Below are 18,403 nucleotides of genomic sequence, written 5' to 3'. Positions count from 1 at the left end.
CTTTCGCTACGGTGGCTTTGTCCCACCTACTGCGGCAACGCCCAACGGGCGTGATCCTGTGCGGCTCCCGGAGCACGTTCGGAGCAAGCCCGCGCCGGCCCGCGTTCGCCACAAGAATACAAGGGGAAACCGAATGGATGAGCAGTCCACCCCCGGTCTGACGCAAACCCGCCTCGGCGGCTTTGGCGTGATCTGCAGCCCGGTCTTCTACACCGCCAGCATCGTGATCGCACTGTTCGTGCTGTTCGGGGCGATCTTCCCGGACACCGCCGAAGCGGTCTTTGCCCAGCTGCAAAGCGGCATCGGGGAGTATCTCGGCTGGTACTACATGCTGGTCGTAACCGTGTTCCTGGTCTTCTCCCTGTACCTGATGTTCAGCCGTTACGGCGGGGTGCGCCTGGGCGATCAGTTCGAGGCCCCGCGCTTCAGCTACACCGCGTGGTTCGCGATGCTGTTCTCCGCGGGTATGGGGATCGGGCTGCTGTTCTGGAGCATCGCCGAGCCGATGTACCACTACCTCAGCCCACCGCACGCCGAGGGCGAGACCGGCGCGGCGGCTGTCGAGGCGATGCGCTATACCTTCTTCCACTGGGGGCTGCATGCCTGGGCAATCTACATTGTCGTCGGCCTGTCGCTGGCGTATTACGCCTACCGCCACAATCTCCCGCTGCTGATCCGTTCCTCGCTGTACCCCTTCATCGGCGACCGGATCTATGGCCCCTGGGGGCACCTGGTGGATGTGGTGGCGCTGTTCGGCACCATGTTCGGCGTGGCGACCTCGCTGGGCCTCGGTGTCATGCAGATCAACTCGGGCCTGAACTTCGTGTTCGGGATCGAGGAATCCACCTACATGCAGATCGTGCTGGTCGCGATCATTACCCTGATCGCGGTGGGCTCGGTCGCGCTGGGCGTCGACAAGGGCATCAAGCGCCTGTCGAACTTCAATATCGGCCTGGCGGTGATCCTGATCGCGCTGCTGCTGGTCATGGGCCCGACCCTGTTCATCCTGCGCCTCCTGGTGGAGAGCACCGGCGTCTACGTTCAGTTCCTGCCCGAGATGAGCCTGTGGGCCGACACGATCGAGGATTCCGGCTGGGCGACCTCCTGGACCATCTTCTACTGGGGCTGGTGGATCTCCTGGGCCCCGTATGTCGGCATGTTCATTGCGCGGGTCTCCCGTGGCCGCACCATTCGCGAGTTCGTCGCCGGCGTGCTGCTGGCCCCGACCGCCGCGGCCTTCGTCTGGCTGGCCGTGTTCGGCGGCACTGCGATGAGCTACGAGCTCGAGGGTGTGGTCGACCTGACTGGCGCCGTGTCGGAGAACATGTCCACCGCGCTGTTCGTGACCCTCCAGGCCATGCCGCTGTGGGATTGGCTGTCCGTGGCTGTGATGGCGGCGGCGACGGTGCTGATCGTCACCTTCTTCGTGACCTCCTCGGACTCCGGCTCGCTGGTGATCGACACCCTGGCCTCCGGTGATGTGCGCAACCCGACCGTCACCCAGCGCGTGTACTGGGCCATCCTCGAAGGGGTTGTCGCGTCCATCCTGCTGTTGGCGGGGGGGCTTGCCGCGTTGCAGGCGGCCGCGATCAGTGTCGGGCTGCCGTTCTCGGTCATCATGCTGATCATGGTGTTCGGCCTGTGGAAGAGCCTGCATCAGACCGAAGCGGTCACCCCGAGCAAGTACCAGAAGGAGGCCCCGCCGCCGCATACCCTGTTGGGGTATACGGAAGATCTCGACGACAAGATCAAGTAGGGGGTAACGATGGCTGCGTCCCGAGTGGCGCTGCTGGGATGCGGGCTCATGGGGCAACCCATGGGCCTGCGTCTTTTGCAGGCCGGATTTCCCGTGGTGGCCTACAACCGCACGGTCGCGCGAGCGAGCGATCTGGCGGCCGAGGGGGTCACCGTTCACAGTTCGCCCGCCGCGGCTGTCGCGGAGGCGGACGTGCTGGTGCTAATGCTCAGTGATGCCGCGGCCATCCATGCCGTGCTGGATGCCCTGCCGGCGGGTGCGCTGGATGGTCGCTGCGTGATCCAGATGGCGACCATCCTGCCGGCCGAGAGCCGGGCCCTGGCGGAACGGGTGCGGGGCGCCGGCGCCTGCTACCTGGAGGCGCCGGTGCTGGGTTCCATCCCCGAGGCCCGGGATGGCCGTCTGCTGATCATGGCGGGCGCCGACCGCGAGGCCGACTTTGCCCGGGCCCAGCCGGTACTGGCGGCTCTGGGCGAGACACCCCGGCATGTCGGTTCGGTCGGGCAGGGGGCGGCGCTGAAGCTGGCCTTCAACCAGCTGATCGCGAGTCTCACCGCGGCGTTTTCCTTGAGCCTGGGGCTGGTGCGGCGCGAGGGGGTGGAGGTGGATACCTTCATGGAGATCCTGCGCGACAGTGCCCTGTATGCCCCGACCTTCGACAAGAAGCTTGGCAAGATGGTCTCCGGTGACTTCGGTACCGCCAACTTTCCGGTCAAGCACTTGCTGAAGGATGTGCGCCTGACCGAACGCGCGGTGGAGGATGCCCACCTGGTGGGGCCGTGGCTGCCGCTGCTGGCGGATCTGCTGGATCGGGCGCGCGAGCAGGGCCTGGCCGATGCGGATTATTCGGCCATCTACACCACGATTGCCCCGGAAAACGCGGGGCAATGAGGAAGATACGGCGGCCCTTATGCACAGCGCCTGGCGATGGTGCTCGAGGCTCAAGGGGGTGGCCCGTGGCAACACACCGGACTGATGGGTCGGTATTAAATGGCTTAAAAACCAGGTGCTTGCGTGATATCTCTGCCGGGATCCGGCGCCGCCGCCTTGACGTTTCCGGTGGATTCCGTTCCGGGCGCGACAATTCGTCCACAAAGTTATCCACAGGTTGTCCGGACGGGTAAAACCACCCAGTCATTCAGGCAGTTGTCACCCGGAGTTGAAACGCGCTCTGCACTTGCTGTCGCAACCTGGTCTTGCGCTCGGGCGGGTAGCACCGCTATGCTATCGGACTTTTCGCCAGAACCTGCGTGAGCCGACCATGAAAGCCGACATCCATCCGAACTACCAAAACGTCAAGGTTATCTGCAGCTGCGGTACGCAGTTCGAGACCCGCTCCACGCTCTCCGGCGAGGAGATGCACCTGGACGTGTGCTCGCAATGCCATCCGTTCTACACCGGCAAGCAGAAGATCGTTGATACCGCCGGCCAGGTCGACAAGTTCAACCGCCGCTTCGCATTCTGAGGCTGCGGCGCGCCGGATGGCGCGCAACGCGAACGGACACGTGACTGCTGCGGCGGGCGTTGTCCGACCCGACGAGGGCGTCCTGCGGGGCGCCCTCGTCTGCGTTGTGGGCTTGGCCCTGGTGCTGCTGGCCACTGCGGCCCGGGCCGAGTGCCGGCTGGCGGATCAGGATCCGCGTGGGCTTCAGGAGGTCGAGGTGGAGCGCGTCCAGGGCTTCGATAGTCTGCGGTTGACCGATGGGCGGACCGTTCAGGTGATTGGTCTGGCCCCGGCCGCGCCGCTGCCGGAGAGGGCCGGCCCGATGCGACCCCTGCATCTTCACGAGGGGCTGCGCGAGGCACTGGCCGCCCGGCTGGACGCGGTCGATCAGCGGCTGATCCTGCGCCCGGGCCGTCCCGCCCGGGACGCCGAAGGGCGCCTGCGCATGCATGCCTGGCTGCCCGGCGGGCCGTTGCTGGCGGCCGAATTGATTGCCGCCGGCGAAGCGATGCCGCGCCCCGGGCCGCAGCCGGCCGGCCTGGATGCCTGCTTCTACGTGGCCGAGGCCGAAGCACGGGCAGGGGAGCGGGGTCTGTGGTTGGAGCGCCCGGCCGCCCTGCCGGTCCGGATGCTGGACCCGCGTTCCGGTGCCCTGCGCCAGGGCCGGCTGCGGGTGCAGGGCGAGGTGGTGGCCGTGCGCGAGACGTCGCGTCACTGGGTGCTGGAGCTGAACGGGCCGCTGGACGTCCTGATTCGCGGGCGTGACCGCGATCACTGGCCCGATCTCCAGCCCGATACCTTGAACGGCGAGGCGGTGATTGTGCGCGGTCAGGTGTATCCTTGGAGAGACCGACTCCGGATGCGCATACGCCATCCGCTCGATCTAGAGGTACCGGAATAATGCGTGCTCTTTCCAAGTCCTGGCGGACCGCTCGCGGTCGTCTGGCCTCTCTGTTCCTGACGGTTCTGGTCGCCGCCGGCCTGGCCGTGGTGATCCCCGGTTGTACCACCAATCCGGTGACCGGACGCTCGCAGCTGATGCTGGTTTCCGAGAATCAGGCGATCGATGCGTCGCGCAGCGCCTACGTCGAGATGCTGGCTCCGGCGCGCGAGGAGGGTCGCATCAATGCCGATCCTGCGATGACCGCGCGGGTGCAGGGCATCACCGAAAAGGTGGTTTCGCAGGCGGTCAAATACCGTCCCGAGACCGCGGACTGGGACTGGGAGATCGCGGTGATCGAGGCGCCGGATACCGTCAACGCCTTCGCCATGGCGGGCGGCAAGATGGCGATTTACTCGGGCATCATCGAACAGCTGGAGCTGACCGATGACGAGCTCGCGCAGATCATCGGGCACGAGATTGCCCACGCGCTGTCGGCGCATACGGCGGAAAAGATGTCGGTCGCGCTGGCCAGCAATCTGGCCCTGACGGGTTACGCCCTCTCCGGCGACCGTTCGCAGGTGGCCCTGACCGGGGCGGCACTGGGGGCCGTGCTTGCCGTGCAGCTCCCGCACAGCCGGGGCATGGAATCCGAGGCCGACCGCATCGGTATCGAGCTGGCGGCGCGTGCCGGGTACAACCCGGATGCCGCAGCCAGCCTGTGGCGCAAGATGGCTGCCCAGGCCAATGGCGGTCAGCCGGAATTCCTGAGCACTCACCCGGCACCGGCTTCGCGCCAGCGCGAACTCACCCGTCTGGCCGACCAGTACCGCCCTTTGTATGACGAGGCCCGGCGCGGGTCTGTCCCTACCCACCCAGTCAACTGATTTTGTTTCCGGTGCGGGCCTACCGCACCGGGCCTGCACCTGTTTCTGAAGCAACCGTCCGACAAAAGGCCTCGCTACACCATGTCCAAGGATTTCAACCAGCGCGCGCTGGAATACCACGAGCAGCAGCCGGCCGGGAAGCTGGCGATCCACATCACCAAACCCACCGCCACCCAGGATGATCTGTCGCTGGCCTACTCGCCGGGCGTCGCCGCGCCGGTGCGGGCGATTGCCGAGGACCCGGAGCTGGCCTATCGCTACACCGGCAAGGGCAACCTGGTCGCAGTGATTACCGATGGCACCGCGGTGCTGGGGCTGGGTAACGTGGGTGCGCTCGCGTCCAAACCGGTGATGGAGGGCAAGGGCGTACTGTTCAAGGCCTTCGCCAATATCGACGTGTTCGATATCGAGGTGGACGCCGCGCAGCCGGAGGACTTCATCAACACGGTCGCGCGCATTGCCGGCGGCTTTGGTGGCATCAATCTGGAAGATATTGCTGCGCCGCACTGCTTCGAGATCGAGCGCCGCCTGTCCGAACGCCTGGATATCCCGGTCTTTCACGACGATCAGCACGGCACCGCGATCATCACCGCGGCCGGCCTGGTCAATGCGCTGGAGATCCAGGGCAAGAAGCTGAGCGAGGCGAAGATCGTCTGTGTCGGCGCAGGGGCTGCGGGGATCGCGTCCATGCAGCTGCTGGTCCGCCTGGGCGCGGCGAAGAAGAATCTGTTCATGGTGGATCGCAAGGGTGTGATCCACAGCCAGCGCGATGACCTGAACGAATACAAGCAGATCTTCGCGGTGGACACCGACGCGCGCAGCCTGGCCGATGCCTGTGCCGGTGCCGACGTGTTCATTGGGCTGTCCGGCCCGGACCTGCTGACCGCGGAGATGCTGCGGTCCATGGCGCCGAAGCCGATTGTCTTCGCCCTGTCCAACCCGGACCCGGAGATCCGTCCGGAGCTGGCGCACGCAACCCGCGACGACCTGATCATGGCCACCGGGCGCTCGGACTACCCGAACCAGGTGAACAACGTGCTCGGCTTCCCGTTCATCTTCCGCGGCGCGCTGGATGTGCGCGCCCGGACGATCAATGACGAGATGCTGGTGGCCGCGGTGCACGCCCTGGCCGGACTGGCCCGCGAGCCGGTGCCGCAGGTGGTGCTGGATGCCTACGGGCTGGAGACGCTCGAATTCGGCCCGAACTACATCCTGCCGACCCCGTTCGATCCGCGTCTGATCGACACCGTGCCGCAGGCGATCAGTCAGGCCGCCCGCGACAGCGGGGTCGCCCGCCTGTAACCCCAGTCCTGTAGGAGGAGCAGCGCATGCAGAAGATCGCCATTGTCGGCGCCGGACGCGTCGGCGAATCCACCGCCCAGTTTCTGGCCCGCCGCGACATCGCCCGCGAGATCGCGCTGCTGGACGTGCGCGAGGGCGCGGCGGCCGGTGCCGCCCTGGATATCCAGGAGACCGCGCCACTGCTGCGTTTCGATACCCGACTGACCGGTAGCCACGAGGCGTCGGTGATCGCTGGAGCGGAGCTGGTGATCATCACTGCCGGGTTGCCGCGCAAGCCAGGCATGTCGCGCTCCGACGTGCTGGACAAGAACGTCGAAATCCTCGACGTGATCCTGCAGGACATCCTGGTTCATGCCCCGCAGAGCCGGATCCTGGTGGTCTCCAACCCGGTGGATGTGCTGACCTACCGCGCCTGGCAGACGACCGGCTGGAGCCGCGACCGTATCTTCGGCCAGGCCGGGGTGCTGGATACCTCGCGCATGGCGGCCTTCATCGCGCTGGAGACCGGTCTGTCCACCCACGACATCCAGGCGCTGGTGCTGGGCGGCCATGGCGATGCCATGGTCCCGATGCTGCGCTATTCGTCCATCAACGGTGTGCCGCTGGATCACTTCATGGATCAGGCCACGCTGGACAACATCGTCGAGCGAACCCGGCACGGCGGTGCCGAGATCCTGGCCCTGAAGCAGACCTCCAGCGCCTACGGCGCCCCGGCGGCGGCCATCGCCGAGATGGTCGAGGCGATCGCGCTGGATCGGCGGCGGGTGCTGCCGACCGTGGCCCTGCTGGACGGCGAATACGGCGAACGCGACGTGGCCATGGGTGTGCCCTGCATCCTCGGCCAGGGCGGGATGGAGCGTGCCATCGAGCTGGAACTGAATGCCGAGGAGCGCGCCGCCTTCGACCAGTCCATCGCCGGGGTACGGAAGGACCTTGAACGCCTCGCCTGACGCCGGCTCAGTGCCGGATGCGCGGTTGCCGACCCTGACCCTGGTCGACAGCAGCATCTTCGTCTTTCGCGCCTGGTTCGCGCGTGGCCTGGACCCGGATCCGCAGGGCCGGCCGGGCGGCGCGCTGCACGGTCTGGTGCACTCGCTCTGCCAGTGGTTGCCGGCCTGCGCGCCGGGTCCGGTGGCCTTTTGTTTCGACACCGGCCTGCGCCGGGGTTTTCGTCACCGCATTGACCCTGCCTACAAGGCCCATCGCCCGCCGGCCCCGCCGGAGCTGCGCGAGCAGTTCGCGCGCATCCGCGAACTGCTGGGCCGGCTGGGGTTTGCGACTCTGGCCGACGCGGAGTACGAGGCCGACGACCTGATCGCCAGCCTGGCCCGCGCCGGGCGCGTGGCCGGCTATCGCATCGACGTGAAGAGTGCCGACAAGGATCTGACCCAGGTCATCCTGGGCGGGCAGGATCGCCTGCACGACCCGGAGCGCGGGGTCGACATGGATCGTCGCGCCATCGAAAAGCGCTTTCGCATCCGCCCCGAGCAAGTCGCGGACATGCTGGCCCTGGCCGGGGATGCCAGCGACAACATTCCCGGAATCGACGGGGTCGGACCGAAGACGGCCGCACGTATCCTGCGCCGGTTGCGCGACCTCGACACGGTCCTGGCCGACCCGCCGGCCGTCACCCGTTGCAACATCCGTCGCGCGCCCGCCGTAGCCGCGGCCATCGCCGGGCAGGCCGACCGGCTGCGCCGCTCGCGCCGGCTGACCGGCCTCGCCGACCGTATCCCGGACCTGCCAGCGCCCGGAGAATTGCATCCGACGGGCCCCGATCCGGACGCGTCCGCCTGGCTGCGCGACCTAGGTGTTGCCCCCGCCTACCACGCCCCGCTCCTGGCCGCCGCCGGCGCCTGGCGCCTGACGGATACGAGGCAGACGGCATGATGCGCCGCCTGCACATCCTGGGCGGCGTGGTGCTGGCCGCGCTCGTGCTTCTGCCGGCCGGCGTACAGGCGCACCCGCATGCCTGGATCGACCTGCGGATCAGCTTCGAGCGCGACGGCGAGGGGCAGATCACCCATATGCTCCATCACTGGCGCTTCGACCCGACCTACGGGCAGTACCTGTACGACGATGCCCAGGAGCATCAGTCCGGCGATACGCCGGAGGCGCGCCTGCAGGGGCTTGCCACCGAGATCCTCGACAATCTGGACGAGTACCGCTGGTACAGCCACCTGGAGGTGGCTGGAGAGGCGCTCGGGATCGCGGCCGCCGCCGATCCCCGGATGGCCATGGACGCGGGGCTGCTGCACTTCCGCTTCCGGCTGGAGCTGGAGCAACCGGTCGATCCGACCGACGAGCCGCTGGCCTACCGGGTCTACGACCCGACGTATTTCATCGAGATCCTGCATCAGGACCCGCATGGCACGGAGATTCTTGATGCGTCCGGACTGGTGGATGCGACCTGTCAGGCCCGGCTCGAACGGCCGCGCCCGGATCCGGCGCTGGTGGCGCGCGCGCTGGCGCTGGACTATGGCGCCAGCGTGGATTACGACCTCGGCCGGCACTTTGCCGAACGCGTCACCCTGCGCTGCGACTGAGGCACTGGTTATGGCCCGGGTCATATTGTTCCACAAGCCCTGGGGTGTCCTGCCCCAGTTCACCGACCCCGAGGGTCGTCCGACACTGGCCGACTACATCGCGATCCCCGGTGTCTATCCGGCCGGTCGTCTGGACCGTGACAGCGAGGGCCTGCTGGTCCTGACCGACGATGGGCGTCTGAACGCGCGTCTGACCCAGCCACAGCACAAGACCAGCAAGACCTACTGGGTTCAAGTCGAGGGCGAACCCGACGATGCCGCGTTGCATGCCCTGCGCGAGGGTGTCGAGTTGAAGGATGGCCTGACCCGCCCGGCGCAGGTGGAGCGCATGGACCCGCCGGACATCCCGGAGCGCGACCCACCCGTGCGTTTTCGGCGCCATATCCCGACCCGCTGGCTGGCGCTCACCCTGTGCGAGGGGCGCAACCGCCAGGTTCGCCGAATGACCGCGGCGGTGGGTCACCCGACCTTGCGCCTGGTGCGCTACCGGGTCGCCTCCTGGACCCTTGATGGCCTCGCACGGGGCGAGTTTCGCACCCTGCAGACGGGTTAAGGGGCTCTTGAAACCCCGGAATCCCGGAACTGCCGCCCGCGTCGCGCGAAACCGGAGGATCCTCATTGCAAGCGCCCCGGTGCAGGCCGATGATAGGAAACCATTGATACGAGGGCGGGACATGCTCCAATCCAGGAACGTAATCGCCGGGCTGGCCGGCCTGTTGCTGGTCCTGGCCGCGGCGCTGCCGGCGGCCGCTGGCGAAGAAGACCTTTATGTCTTCGAGCGCAGCCTGTACCTGCTCGCCGAGCGCGCCCTGAACCGCGGCGACATGACGGCCTACCGCGCCGCGCGCAGCACCCTGACCGGCTACCCACTGACCCCTTACCTGGATTACCGCGATCTGGCGCGCAATCTCAATCGCGCCGACCCGGATGCCGTGCGCCGCTTTGTACGCGAGCATGACGACACCCCGCTGGCAGCCCGGCTGCACGGGAGCTATCTGACGCATCTCGCGCGCGAAGAGCAGTGGGGGGCGTATCTCGAATTCCTCGATTCGGACCGTTCGCTGTCCGTCGAGCAGGACTGCAATCGCCGCCAGGCGCTGTTGGAGACGGGAGAACGCAATGCGGCCCTGGAGGACGTGGAGTCCATCTGGCTGCACGGGCAGTCGCGCCCTTCGGCCTGCGACCCGGCCCTGAAGGCCTGGCGCGATGCCGGTGGGCTGACCGGTGAACTCGCCTGGGATCGATTCGTGCTGGCCGTCGAGGCGGGACAGACGGGTCTGGCTCGTTACTTGCGCCGCTACCTTGACCGCGATGACCGCCCGTGGGCGGAGCGCTGGCTGGATCTGGCCAGCCAGCCCGCACGGGTTGTGGAGGCCGACTTCGACGCCGGTGCTCACCGCTCGGCCGAGGCGCTGATGGAGCGGGCCTTCACCCGCTGGATCCGCCAGGACCTGGATGCCGCCCTGGAAGGCTGGGAGAAGGACGGGCGTGATCTCGGACTGTCTTCCGAATCGGCCGGGCGCGTGCAGCATGCCCTGGCCCTGCGCCTCGCGCTGCGCTATCGCCCCGAGGCGCTGGACTTCATGGCGGCCCTGGAGCCCGAGGTGTTCGACACCCAGTTGCGCCAGTGGCAGGTGCGCGCGGCATTGTACGAGCGCGACTGGGAGGTGGTGATGGACGCGATCCGCGCCATGGATCGCGACGTGCGCGACGAGGCGGCGTGGCAGTACTGGTATGCCCGTGCCCTGGAACAGATCGAGTCGTTGGAGGCCGCACGCGGCTTCTACGAGCGCGCGGCCCGCGAACGCAACTTCTACGGCTTCCTGGCGGCCGACCGCCTGGGGCAGCCCTATCGCATCGGGCATCAGCCCCTGGTGCTGGAAGACGGGCAGCGTGCCGCCATGCGCACGCACGCCGGCATGCAGCGCATGCGCGAACTGGTCCGCCTGGACCGTAACGCCGAGGCCCGCCGCGAATGGACGCACGCCGTGGCCGACATGGATACTGCAGAGCTGGAGGCGGCGGCGCGCACCTTCGCCGACTGGGGCTGGCACGACCGCGCGATCTTCACCGCGGCGCGCGCCCGCAACTGGGACGACATCGAGCTGCGCTTCCCGCTCGCCTTTGATGACCTGATCGTGGCCGGCGCCCGTGAACAGGGTATCGACCCGGCCTGGGCCATGGCGATCGCACGCCAGGAGAGTGCCTTCCTCTACGACGTCCGTTCCGGTGCCGGGGCGCTGGGTATCATGCAGGTCATGCCCGCGACGGGTCGGTCGATCGCCTCGGCGGCGGGTGTGCGCGTGAACTCCGACTGGGACATCCTCGACCCGGCGACCAATGCCCGGCTTGGCACCTACTACCTGCGGCGCAATCTCGATCGTTTCGGAGGCCACAGCATGCTGTCCTCCGCGGCCTACAATGCCGGCGCCCACCGTGTGAGTTCCTGGCTGCCGGAGGACCGCGCGATGGATCCGGATATCTGGGCCGAACTGATCCCGTTCTCCGAGACCCGCGACTACATCCGCCGTGTGTTTGCCTACCGCATCCTGTACGCGGTCCGCCTGGGGCAGGAGCCGCCGTCGCTGGCCACCCTGCTGTATCCGGTCACGCCGCAGGATGGCCTCGCCGCGAGCCGCGAACGCCACCTGGCCACCCTGCCTGGCGAGGCGGGCATCACCCTCAGCCGCGCCTTCTGCGACGCCCCGGGCTACACCGAAAACGCCTGCTAGTCCGCCGACCGCGAAGCGCACAAAGCCACGAAGAAGGCCAAGGGCGGTTTGCAACCGGAAGGCTTGAAGAGCGGCAGGCGGCCGATCGCCCGGAGGGCCGAGGCCTCTGCCGACCCCTGGCGCGACGGCCTGTCAGGAGCCGATTTGGTGACGGACATCCGCCACGGGCCCTCGCCGCAGGGCATCGCCAACGGCGATCGCAAAGGCTCCAGGCACGGGGCTCGCCCGTCGCCACGCCACAATGCTCCCGGCTTCCCCTGAACCTGGCCCTTCTTCGTGCCTTCGTGTGCTTCGTGGTGCAAACAAAGGCGGGTCAGCCGCGGATGATGTCCTCGCGCATGCGACTGGCGATGCCGTCGGCCAATTGCTGCCATTCGGCCGCCAGTGGTGGCTCCAGGTGCTCCTCGGTGGTGGCCTTGAAGTGGCGCATCCAGACGGCCAGGTCGGCCTCGGTCAGATTCAGCGGTGCGTGCTTGCCGACCATGTCGATGGTCGGCGGCTGTTCCAGGCGCCCGCCCAGGTTCATGTACCAGAAATCGGCGATGCGCTTCACGTGATCCGGAAAATCCTGAATGCGCTCGAAGTGATGGCCGATCTGGGGGTCGGCCGACAGGCGGCGGTAAAAGTCGTCGATCACCGTACGGATGCGCTCGGCGCCGATCTTGTCGCACAGAGGTTCGAGCTTGCGAAAGGCCATGGGGGTCTCCTGACGGATCCTGCGACAGCCGGTAACCTGCACACTGACATGGAACCCGGATGCCAAGGATGAACCAATTCGATTCAACGGGCCCCGATGCCGTGACGGCTGCGGTGGCCCAGTGTATTGCCGACCATACCGGAACGCCCTTCGAGCCAACAGGAAGCCAGGCCTGTTCCGGGGGCTCCATCAATCAGGCGCAGCGTTTCACCGGAAGCGACGGGCGGGCGTTCTTCGTCAAGCTGAGTGGGGGCGACGGCGCTGCGATGTTCGCGGTCGAGGCGCGCGGCCTGGAAGAACTCGCGCGCTGCGAACGCCTGAAAATCCCCGCTGTCGTCGGCACCGGATCGGCGGGCGGCACGCACTTTCTGGTGCTGGAGAACCTGGCGCTGGGCGGCCCCCGCGACGGCGTGGCTCTGGGGCACGGGATTGCCGACATGCACCAGAAGACCCGTCCGCGCTTCGGGCTGGATCACGACAATTTCATTGGTAGTACGCCGCAACCGAATACCGAGCACGACGACTGGGCGGCGTTCTACCGTGATGAACGTCTGGGCTTCCAGCGTCGGCTGGCGCGGGAGCGTGGGGCGGCGGGATCGCTACTCGGGGCGCTGGAGGAGCTGGAGTCCTCGCTGGGCGGCTTCTTTAGCGACTATCAGCCGGTACCCTCCCTGCTGCACGGCGACCTGTGGAGCGGCAACTGGGGGTTCCTGGCGGATGGCAGCGTGACGATCTTCGATCCGGCGGTGTACTACGGCGACCGCGAGGCGGATCTGGCGATGATGGAACTGTTCGGTCACCCGGGCCAGGACTTCGTCGCCGCCTACGAGGAGATCCTGCCCATCGACCCCGGCTATGGCGTGCGGCGCACACTCTACAACCTCTACCACATCCTCAACCACGACCACCTGTTCGGCGGCGGCTACGGCGCCCAGGCCGAGCGCATGATCCGCCAGCTGCTGGCCGAACTGCGCTGATTGCCCCACCACCAACCGCTCTTGACCGGGCCCTCCTTCGTGCGTTTCGTGGTGACTCAGGGTTTCAGCGGCCGAGTTCGCGCGAGCGTTCGGCGGCTGCGGTCATGGCGCGGCGCATCAGGTCGCGCAGGTCGCCGTCCTCCAGGACCTGCAGGGCGCGTTCGGTGGTGCCGCCCGGGGAGGTGACGCGATGGCGCAGCTCCGCGGCGCTCTCGTCGCCCTCTGCGGCCAGACGGGTGGCCCCGGCCAGGGTGCCCAGGGTCAGTTCCAGTGCGGTATCCGCCGGCAGCCCCAGTGACTTCGCGGCCTCCTGCATCGCCTCGATCATCAGGAAGACGTAGGCCGGTCCGCTGCCGGAGGTGGCGGTCACGGCGTGCATCTGCTCTTCGTCCTCCACCCAGATCGCGCGGCCCACCGCCTCCAGCAGCCGGGTGGCCGTGGCGCGATCCTCGGGGCTTGCGGTGGGGGCGGCGTAGAGTCCGGTGACCCCGGCGCCGACCAGGGCCGGGGTGTTTGGCATCGCGCGGACCAGGTGTGTGGCGTCGCCCAGCCACCCGGCCAGCTGGGTGGTGGTGGTGCCCGCGGCTACCGAGATCACCAGCGGTTGACCCTGCTGCACCGCATCGCGCAGCGTCGGGGCGAGCTCCGGCAGGGTCTGTGGCTTCACCGCAAGCACCAGGGTGGCGCTCTGGGCCGCCAGTTCGGTGGCGCTACCACTGGCGAGCCCCGGGTAACGCGCCTGCAGATCGCGTACGCGCTCGGCGCCCTTGTCGGCGATGGCGATGCGTTCGGCGGCATGGCCGGACTGGACCAGCCCCTGAAGCAGGGCCTCGCCCATGTTGCCGGCCCCGACGAAGCCGACCTCGAAGCGGTGTTCCGTCATGTGGATTCCTTGGATTTGGGTTGGCGCGGGCCGAACAGGGCGGTGCCGATGCGCACGATGGTTGCCCCCTCGAGAATGGCGGCCTCGAGATCGCCCGACATCCCCATGGACAGTGTATCCAGCGAATGGCCCCGTGCGTTCAGGGTATCGCGCAGGGCGCGCAGGCGCGCGAAGGGTTCCCGCTGTAGCGGGATGTCGTCGGCGGTGGCCGGAATGGCCATCAGTCCGCGCAACGCGAGGCCGGGCAGGTCCTGCACTGCGGCGGCCAGGGCGGCGACCTCCCCGGGTGCGACGCCGGCCTTTTGCGGTTCCTCGCTGATGTTGACCTGCAGGCATACCTGCAGCGGCGGCATGCCCTCCGGACGCTGATCCGACAGGCGCCGGGCGATACGCTCGCGGTCGACGGTATGCACCCAGGCGGCGCGTTCGGCCACCGCGCGGGTCTTGTTGCCTTGCAGCGCGCCGATGAAGTGCCACTCGAGGCCGAGCGGCGCGGGTGCGGCCTCCAGGGTGTCGTACTTGTCCACCAGCTCCGGGGCGTAATTCTCGCCGAAGGCGGACTGTCCCAGCGCATGCAGGGCACGGATCTCGTCCGCACCGCGGGTCTTGCTGACGGCCAATAGACGGACCGAATCCGGGTCGCGTCCGGCCTCGCGGCAGGCGGCCTCGATACGGGCTCGAACGGTGCTCAGGGCATGGTCTGGTGTGGTCATTTCCCTATGATATAGTCCGGAAGAACACAAGGTCACCGCGGATTTTCGCGCGGGCCTTCATAAGCGACAGGGGGTGGTGGTCGTGGCTGCCACCAGGGCGTTGGCGCGGGTCGGCCTTACGCCCGACAACAGGGGGATGCATGGATATCACGCAGTTGCTGGCCTTTTCGGTCAAGAACGGGGCCTCGGACCTGCACATCTCCGCGGGCATGCCGCCGATGGTACGTATCGACGGCGACATGCGCCGGGTGAACGTGCCGGTCATGGACCACAAGGAGGTCCAGGGCCTGATCTACGACATCATGAACGACCGCCAGCGCAAGGACTACGAAGAGTTCCTGGAGACAGACTTTTCGTTCGAAATCTCGGGGCTGGCGCGTTTTCGTGTCAACGCCTTTAACCAGGACCGTGGCGCAGCGGCGGTCTTCCGTACCATCCCCTCCAAGGTCCTGACGCTGGAAGAGCTGGGTGCCCCGCGCATCTTCGAGGAGATCTCGGACTATCCGCGCGGCATCGTGCTGGTGACCGGCCCGACCGGTTCGGGCAAGTCCACCACGCTGGCGGGCATGGTCAACCACCGCAACGAAAACGACTACGGGCATATTCTCACCATCGAGGACCCGATCGAGTTCGTGCACGAATCGAAGAAGTCCCTGATCAACCAGCGCGAGGTACACCGCGACACCCACGGCTTCAGCGAGGCCCTGCGCTCGGCCCTGCGCGAGGACCCGGACACCATCCTGGTCGGCGAACTGCGTGATCTCGAGACCATTCGCCTGGCCCTGACCGCGGCCGAAACCGGCCACCTGGTGTTCGGCACCCTGCACACCAGTTCGGCGGCCAAGACGATCGACCGCATCGTCGACGTGTTCCCGGCGGCCGAGAAGGATATGGTGCGGGCCATGCTGTCGGAGTCGCTGCGTGCGGTCATCGCTCAGACCCTGATGAAGAAGATAGGCGGCGGGCGCGTCGCGGCGCACGAGATCATGCTTGGCACGCCGGCGATCCGGAACCTCATCCGCGAAAACAAGATCGCGCAGATGTACTCGACCATCCAGACCAGTTCCGGCTCCGGCATGCAGACGCTGGACCAGTGCCTGAAGGACATGCTCGCACAGGGCGTGATCAGCCGCGAGGACGCTCGCCGCAAGGCCAGCAACCCGGATTCCATCTGACCACTATGCCGCCGATGCGCTTGACCGTCGGACCGGGTACCAAGGGAGAACGCCATGGATCGTGACAAGGCGATCAAGTACATGCACGACCTGCTACGGGCCCTGGTGGACCGGGACGGGTCGGATCTGTTCATCACGGTGGGCATGCCGCCGGCGGCGAAGATCGACGGCCGCGTGGTGCGGATGACCGAACAGAACCTGACGGCCTCGCATACCCAGGCGCTGGTTCGCTCGATGATGAACGACAAGCAGTCGGCCGAGTTCGAGCGCCACCAGGAGTGCAACTTCGCGATTGGCTTGCAGGGCGTGTCGCGTTTTCGCGTAAACGTCTTCACCCAGCGTGGCAGCCCGGGCATGGTGCTGCGAACCATCAATTCCGTGATCCCGAAGTTCGAGGACATCCAGATGCCGCCGCAGCTGGAGAAGATCACCCAGGAGCGTCGTGGCCTGGTGATCTTTGTCGGCGGCACCGGCTCGGGCAAGTCGACCTCGCTGGCGGCCATGATCGGCTATCGCAACCGCACGACAGCCGACCACATCGTCACCATCGAGGACCCTATCGAGTTCGTTCACGAGCACGCGATGAGCATCGTCACTCAGCGTGAAGTCGGGGTGGACACCGAGAGCTACGAGATCGCGCTGAAGAACACCCTGCGCCAGGCGCCGGACGTGATCCTGATCGGCGAGATCCGCGACCGCGAGACCATGGACTACGGCGTCGCCTTCGCGGAGACCGGGCATCTGTGCCTGTCCACGCTGCATGCGAACAGCACCAACCAGGCACTGGACCGCATCATTAACTTCTTCCCCGAGGACCGGCGCGAACAGCTCCTGATGGACCTGTCGCTGAACCTGAAGGCCGTGATTTCGCAACGCCTGGTACGCAAGGAAGGCGGCGAGGGCCGGGTGCCGGCGGTGGAGATCCTGATCAACACCCCGCTGATGGCCGACCTGATCCTGAAGGGCCAGGTGCACGAGATCAAGGAGCTGATGTCCCGTTCCCGCGAGCAGGGCATGCAGACCTTCGACCAGGCCCTGTTCGACCTCTACGAGCATCGCCACATCAGCTACGACGAGGCCCTGCGCAACGCCGACTCGGTGAACGACTTGCGCCTGCGCATCAAGCTCGACAGCCAGCGAGCCCAGGACGACGGAGCCCCCGCCGTAACGGATGAGGGCGAAGGCCTGTCCGTGGACGAGCGCGCCGAGGACTTCAACCTGCGCTAGTCGTTGGGGAAACAGAAAACATGAGCCAGTTGCAGATCGAGCCCTACCTGAAGTTGATGGCCCAGAAGGCCGCCTCGGACCTGTTTTTTCTGACCGGCGCGCCGGCCAGTATCAAGGTCGACGGCGCGCTGCAGCCAATCTCGCGCAAGGCGCTGGCGCCCGGTCAGGCCGAGAGCATTGCGCGCGAGCTGATGAGCGAGCATCAGGCGGAGATCTTCGACCGCGAGACGGCCGTCAACTTCGGCCTGTCGCGGGAGGGCCTGGGACGCTTTCGCGTGAACGTCTATCGCCAGCGCGGCGAGGTCGCGATGGTGATCCGCTTCATCCGGGTCTCCATCCCGACCATCGAGCAGCTCGGGTTGCCCGAGGTGCTCAAGCAGTTTGTGGCCTACAACGACGGGCTGATCCTGATTGTCGGGGCCACCGGCACCGGGAAGTCGACCACCCTGGCGTCGATGATCGATCACCGCAACACGAACCAGAGTGGGCATATCCTGACGGTCGAGGACCCGATCGAGTTTCTGTTCAGCCACAAGCGCTCCATCGTCGGTCAACGCGAGGTCGGGATCGATACCCCCAGCTACGACCACGCCCTGCAGGAGGGCATGCGCGAGGCCCCGGACGTGATCATGGTCGGCGAGGTCCGCTCGCGCGAGACCATGCGCGCGGCGCTGACCTATGCCGATACCGGGCACCTGGTCCTGACCACCCTGCACGCGACCAATGCCACCCAGGCCCTGGATCGAGTGATCAACCTGTTCCCCGAGGACAACCGCCCGCAGATCCTGTCGGACCTGTCACTGAACCTGCGTGCGATCGTCGCCCAGCGCCTGCTGCAGACCAAGGACGGGCGACGCGTTGCCGCGCTGGAAATCCTGGTCAACACGCCTTACATCTCCGAGCTGATCCGCGACGAGAAGATCAGCGAGATCAAGGAGATCATGGCCAAGGGGAGCTCCGTGGGCATGCAGACCTTCGATCAGGCGATCGTCAAGCTGTTCAAGACCGGCGACGTCATGCTGGACGAGGCCCTGAACAAGGCGGATTCGCGCGCCGATCTCGAGTGGCGCCTGAACTTCGGGGGCGGGGTCGCCTCCGCCGACGAGACCGAGGAAGAACTGAAGATGCCGGACAAGTAGGAGCCGGCTTGCCGGCGAAGCCCCTGCCAAAGCCGGGCCAGGGTC

Annotated in this window: 18 protein-coding genes; 15 read left to right on the top strand and 3 right to left on the bottom strand. The window is 67.0% G+C overall.

Going from position 1 to position 18,403, the window contains the following annotated elements:
* Positions 1 to 133: 133 nt before the first annotated feature.
* From D573_RS0101465 to D573_RS0101415, 11 genes are all read left to right on the top strand, one after another.
* Complete coding sequence (locus D573_RS0101465) at positions 134 to 1,756, top strand: BCCT family transporter (RefSeq protein WP_018937409.1); 1,623 nt, start codon at positions 134 to 136, stop codon at positions 1,754 to 1,756.
* Positions 1,757 to 1,765: 9 nt separating this feature from the next.
* Positions 1,766 to 2,647, top strand: coding sequence for an NAD(P)-dependent oxidoreductase (locus D573_RS0101460; protein WP_081618715.1), 882 nt, complete (start codon positions 1,766 to 1,768; stop codon positions 2,645 to 2,647).
* Positions 2,648 to 3,017: 370 nt separating this feature from the next.
* A complete protein-coding gene (gene rpmE / locus D573_RS0101455) occupies positions 3,018 to 3,221 on the top strand; it encodes a 50S ribosomal protein L31 (protein ID WP_018937407.1) in 204 nt (67 codons plus the stop codon).
* 16 nt (positions 3,222 to 3,237) lie between these two features.
* Positions 3,238 to 4,101, top strand: a complete 864-nt coding sequence (locus tag D573_RS0101450; protein WP_018937406.1) for a thermonuclease family protein — start codon at positions 3,238 to 3,240, stop codon at positions 4,099 to 4,101.
* Positions 4,101 to 4,967 carry a M48 family metallopeptidase gene (locus D573_RS0101445; RefSeq protein ID WP_018937405.1) on the top strand — a complete coding sequence of 289 codons (867 nt, stop codon included), beginning with the start codon at positions 4,101 to 4,103 and terminating at the stop codon, positions 4,965 to 4,967. Before D573_RS0101450 ends, D573_RS0101445 begins: the two co-directional genes overlap by 1 nt.
* 81 nt (positions 4,968 to 5,048) lie before the next feature.
* Positions 5,049 to 6,269, top strand: coding sequence for a malic enzyme-like NAD(P)-binding protein (locus D573_RS0101440; RefSeq protein ID WP_018168921.1), 1,221 nt, complete (start codon positions 5,049 to 5,051; stop codon positions 6,267 to 6,269).
* 26 nt (positions 6,270 to 6,295) lie between these two features.
* Positions 6,296 to 7,219 (top strand): malate dehydrogenase, encoded by a 924-nt coding sequence (gene mdh, locus D573_RS0101435; RefSeq protein ID WP_018937404.1) that lies wholly within the window; start codon positions 6,296 to 6,298, stop codon positions 7,217 to 7,219.
* The gene (locus D573_RS0101430) at positions 7,203 to 8,159 is read left to right on the top strand and encodes a 5'-3' exonuclease H3TH domain-containing protein (RefSeq protein WP_196800916.1); all 957 of its coding nucleotides are present in this window, start codon (positions 7,203 to 7,205) and stop codon (positions 8,157 to 8,159) included. Before mdh ends, D573_RS0101430 begins: the two co-directional genes overlap by 17 nt.
* Positions 8,156 to 8,815, top strand: a complete 660-nt coding sequence (locus D573_RS0101425) for a DUF1007 family protein (RefSeq protein WP_018175984.1) — start codon at positions 8,156 to 8,158, stop codon at positions 8,813 to 8,815. Before D573_RS0101430 ends, D573_RS0101425 begins: the two co-directional genes overlap by 4 nt.
* 10 nt (positions 8,816 to 8,825) lie before the next feature.
* Positions 8,826 to 9,368, top strand: coding sequence for a pseudouridine synthase (locus D573_RS0101420; RefSeq protein ID WP_018937402.1), 543 nt, complete (start codon positions 8,826 to 8,828; stop codon positions 9,366 to 9,368).
* A 121-nt stretch (positions 9,369 to 9,489) separates the two neighbouring features.
* Positions 9,490 to 11,547, top strand: a complete 2,058-nt coding sequence (locus tag D573_RS0101415; protein WP_018937401.1) for a transglycosylase SLT domain-containing protein — start codon at positions 9,490 to 9,492, stop codon at positions 11,545 to 11,547.
* A gap of 313 nt (positions 11,548 to 11,860) precedes the next feature.
* Here the strand turns inward: D573_RS0101415 and D573_RS0101405 are convergent, their stop codons facing one another.
* Positions 11,861 to 12,244 carry a group III truncated hemoglobin gene (locus D573_RS0101405; RefSeq protein ID WP_018937399.1) on the bottom strand — a complete coding sequence of 128 codons (384 nt, stop codon included), beginning with the start codon at positions 12,242 to 12,244 and terminating at the stop codon, positions 11,861 to 11,863.
* Positions 12,245 to 12,312: 68 nt separating this feature from the next.
* Here D573_RS0101405 and D573_RS0101400 point away from each other — a divergent pair, with 68 nt between their 5' ends.
* On the top strand, positions 12,313 to 13,221 hold the full coding sequence (locus D573_RS0101400) for a fructosamine kinase family protein (RefSeq protein ID WP_018937398.1): 909 nt from the start codon (positions 12,313 to 12,315) through the stop codon (positions 13,219 to 13,221).
* 64 nt (positions 13,222 to 13,285) lie between these two features.
* On the opposite strand, the gene proC is transcribed toward D573_RS0101400, so the two are convergent.
* Together proC and D573_RS0101390 are read right to left on the bottom strand one after the other, a co-directional pair.
* Positions 13,286 to 14,104, bottom strand: coding sequence for a pyrroline-5-carboxylate reductase (proC, locus tag D573_RS0101395; protein ID WP_018937397.1), 819 nt, complete (start codon positions 14,102 to 14,104; stop codon positions 13,286 to 13,288).
* On the bottom strand, positions 14,101 to 14,817 hold the full coding sequence (locus tag D573_RS0101390) for a YggS family pyridoxal phosphate-dependent enzyme (protein ID WP_018937396.1): 717 nt from the start codon (positions 14,815 to 14,817) through the stop codon (positions 14,101 to 14,103). The genes proC and D573_RS0101390 overlap by 4 nt, the downstream gene beginning before the upstream one ends.
* Before the next feature lie 140 nt (positions 14,818 to 14,957).
* Between D573_RS0101390 and D573_RS0101385 the strand changes: the two genes are divergently transcribed.
* The 3 genes from D573_RS0101385 to D573_RS0101375 are packed head-to-tail and all read left to right on the top strand — an operon-like array spanning position 14,958 to position 18,358.
* A complete protein-coding gene (locus D573_RS0101385) occupies positions 14,958 to 15,992 on the top strand; it encodes a type IV pilus twitching motility protein PilT (protein WP_018145114.1) in 1,035 nt (344 codons plus the stop codon).
* A 54-nt stretch (positions 15,993 to 16,046) separates the two neighbouring features.
* Entirely contained in the window at positions 16,047 to 17,219 is a 1,173-nt protein-coding gene (locus tag D573_RS0101380) for a PilT/PilU family type 4a pilus ATPase (RefSeq protein WP_018937395.1), read from the top strand.
* Between the two features lie 20 nt (positions 17,220 to 17,239).
* The gene (locus D573_RS0101375; RefSeq protein WP_018937394.1) at positions 17,240 to 18,358 is read left to right on the top strand and encodes a PilT/PilU family type 4a pilus ATPase; all 1,119 of its coding nucleotides are present in this window, start codon (positions 17,240 to 17,242) and stop codon (positions 18,356 to 18,358) included.
* The last annotated feature ends 45 nt before the right edge of the window (positions 18,359 to 18,403 follow it).

This window comes from Thioalkalivibrio sp. AKL9 (assembly GCF_000377825.1).
GTDB classification, from domain to species: Bacteria; Pseudomonadota; Gammaproteobacteria; order Ectothiorhodospirales; family Ectothiorhodospiraceae; genus Thioalkalivibrio; species Thioalkalivibrio versutus.
Note: the sequence above shows the minus strand (reverse complement) of the source record. Positions and strands in the feature narration are given on the sequence as shown.

Excerpts from the sequence above, each read along its gene's own strand:
- D573_RS0101465 (WP_018937409.1), top strand. The coding sequence starts at position 134 with ATGGATGAGCAGTCCACCCCCGGTCTGACGCAAACCCGCCTCGGCGGC.
- D573_RS0101460 (WP_081618715.1), top strand. The coding sequence starts at position 1,766 with ATGGCTGCGTCCCGAGTGGCGCTGCTGGGATGCGGGCTCATGGGGCAA.
- rpmE (WP_018937407.1), top strand. The coding sequence starts at position 3,018 with ATGAAAGCCGACATCCATCCGAACTACCAAAACGTCAAGGTTATCTGC.
- D573_RS0101450 (WP_018937406.1), top strand. The coding sequence starts at position 3,238 with ATGGCGCGCAACGCGAACGGACACGTGACTGCTGCGGCGGGCGTTGTC.
- D573_RS0101445 (WP_018937405.1), top strand. The coding sequence starts at position 4,101 with ATGCGTGCTCTTTCCAAGTCCTGGCGGACCGCTCGCGGTCGTCTGGCC.
- D573_RS0101440 (WP_018168921.1), top strand. The coding sequence starts at position 5,049 with ATGTCCAAGGATTTCAACCAGCGCGCGCTGGAATACCACGAGCAGCAG.
- mdh (WP_018937404.1), top strand. The coding sequence starts at position 6,296 with ATGCAGAAGATCGCCATTGTCGGCGCCGGACGCGTCGGCGAATCCACC.
- D573_RS0101425 (WP_018175984.1), top strand. The coding sequence starts at position 8,156 with ATGATGCGCCGCCTGCACATCCTGGGCGGCGTGGTGCTGGCCGCGCTC.
- D573_RS0101420 (WP_018937402.1), top strand. The coding sequence starts at position 8,826 with ATGGCCCGGGTCATATTGTTCCACAAGCCCTGGGGTGTCCTGCCCCAG.
- D573_RS0101415 (WP_018937401.1), top strand. The coding sequence starts at position 9,490 with ATGCTCCAATCCAGGAACGTAATCGCCGGGCTGGCCGGCCTGTTGCTG.
- D573_RS0101405 (WP_018937399.1), bottom strand. The coding sequence starts at position 12,244 with ATGGCCTTTCGCAAGCTCGAACCTCTGTGCGACAAGATCGGCGCCGAG.
- D573_RS0101400 (WP_018937398.1), top strand. The coding sequence starts at position 12,313 with ATGAACCAATTCGATTCAACGGGCCCCGATGCCGTGACGGCTGCGGTG.
- proC (WP_018937397.1), bottom strand. The coding sequence starts at position 14,104 with ATGACGGAACACCGCTTCGAGGTCGGCTTCGTCGGGGCCGGCAACATG.
- D573_RS0101390 (WP_018937396.1), bottom strand. The coding sequence starts at position 14,817 with ATGACCACACCAGACCATGCCCTGAGCACCGTTCGAGCCCGTATCGAG.
- D573_RS0101385 (WP_018145114.1), top strand. The coding sequence starts at position 14,958 with ATGGATATCACGCAGTTGCTGGCCTTTTCGGTCAAGAACGGGGCCTCG.
- D573_RS0101380 (WP_018937395.1), top strand. The coding sequence starts at position 16,047 with ATGGATCGTGACAAGGCGATCAAGTACATGCACGACCTGCTACGGGCC.
- D573_RS0101375 (WP_018937394.1), top strand. The coding sequence starts at position 17,240 with ATGAGCCAGTTGCAGATCGAGCCCTACCTGAAGTTGATGGCCCAGAAG.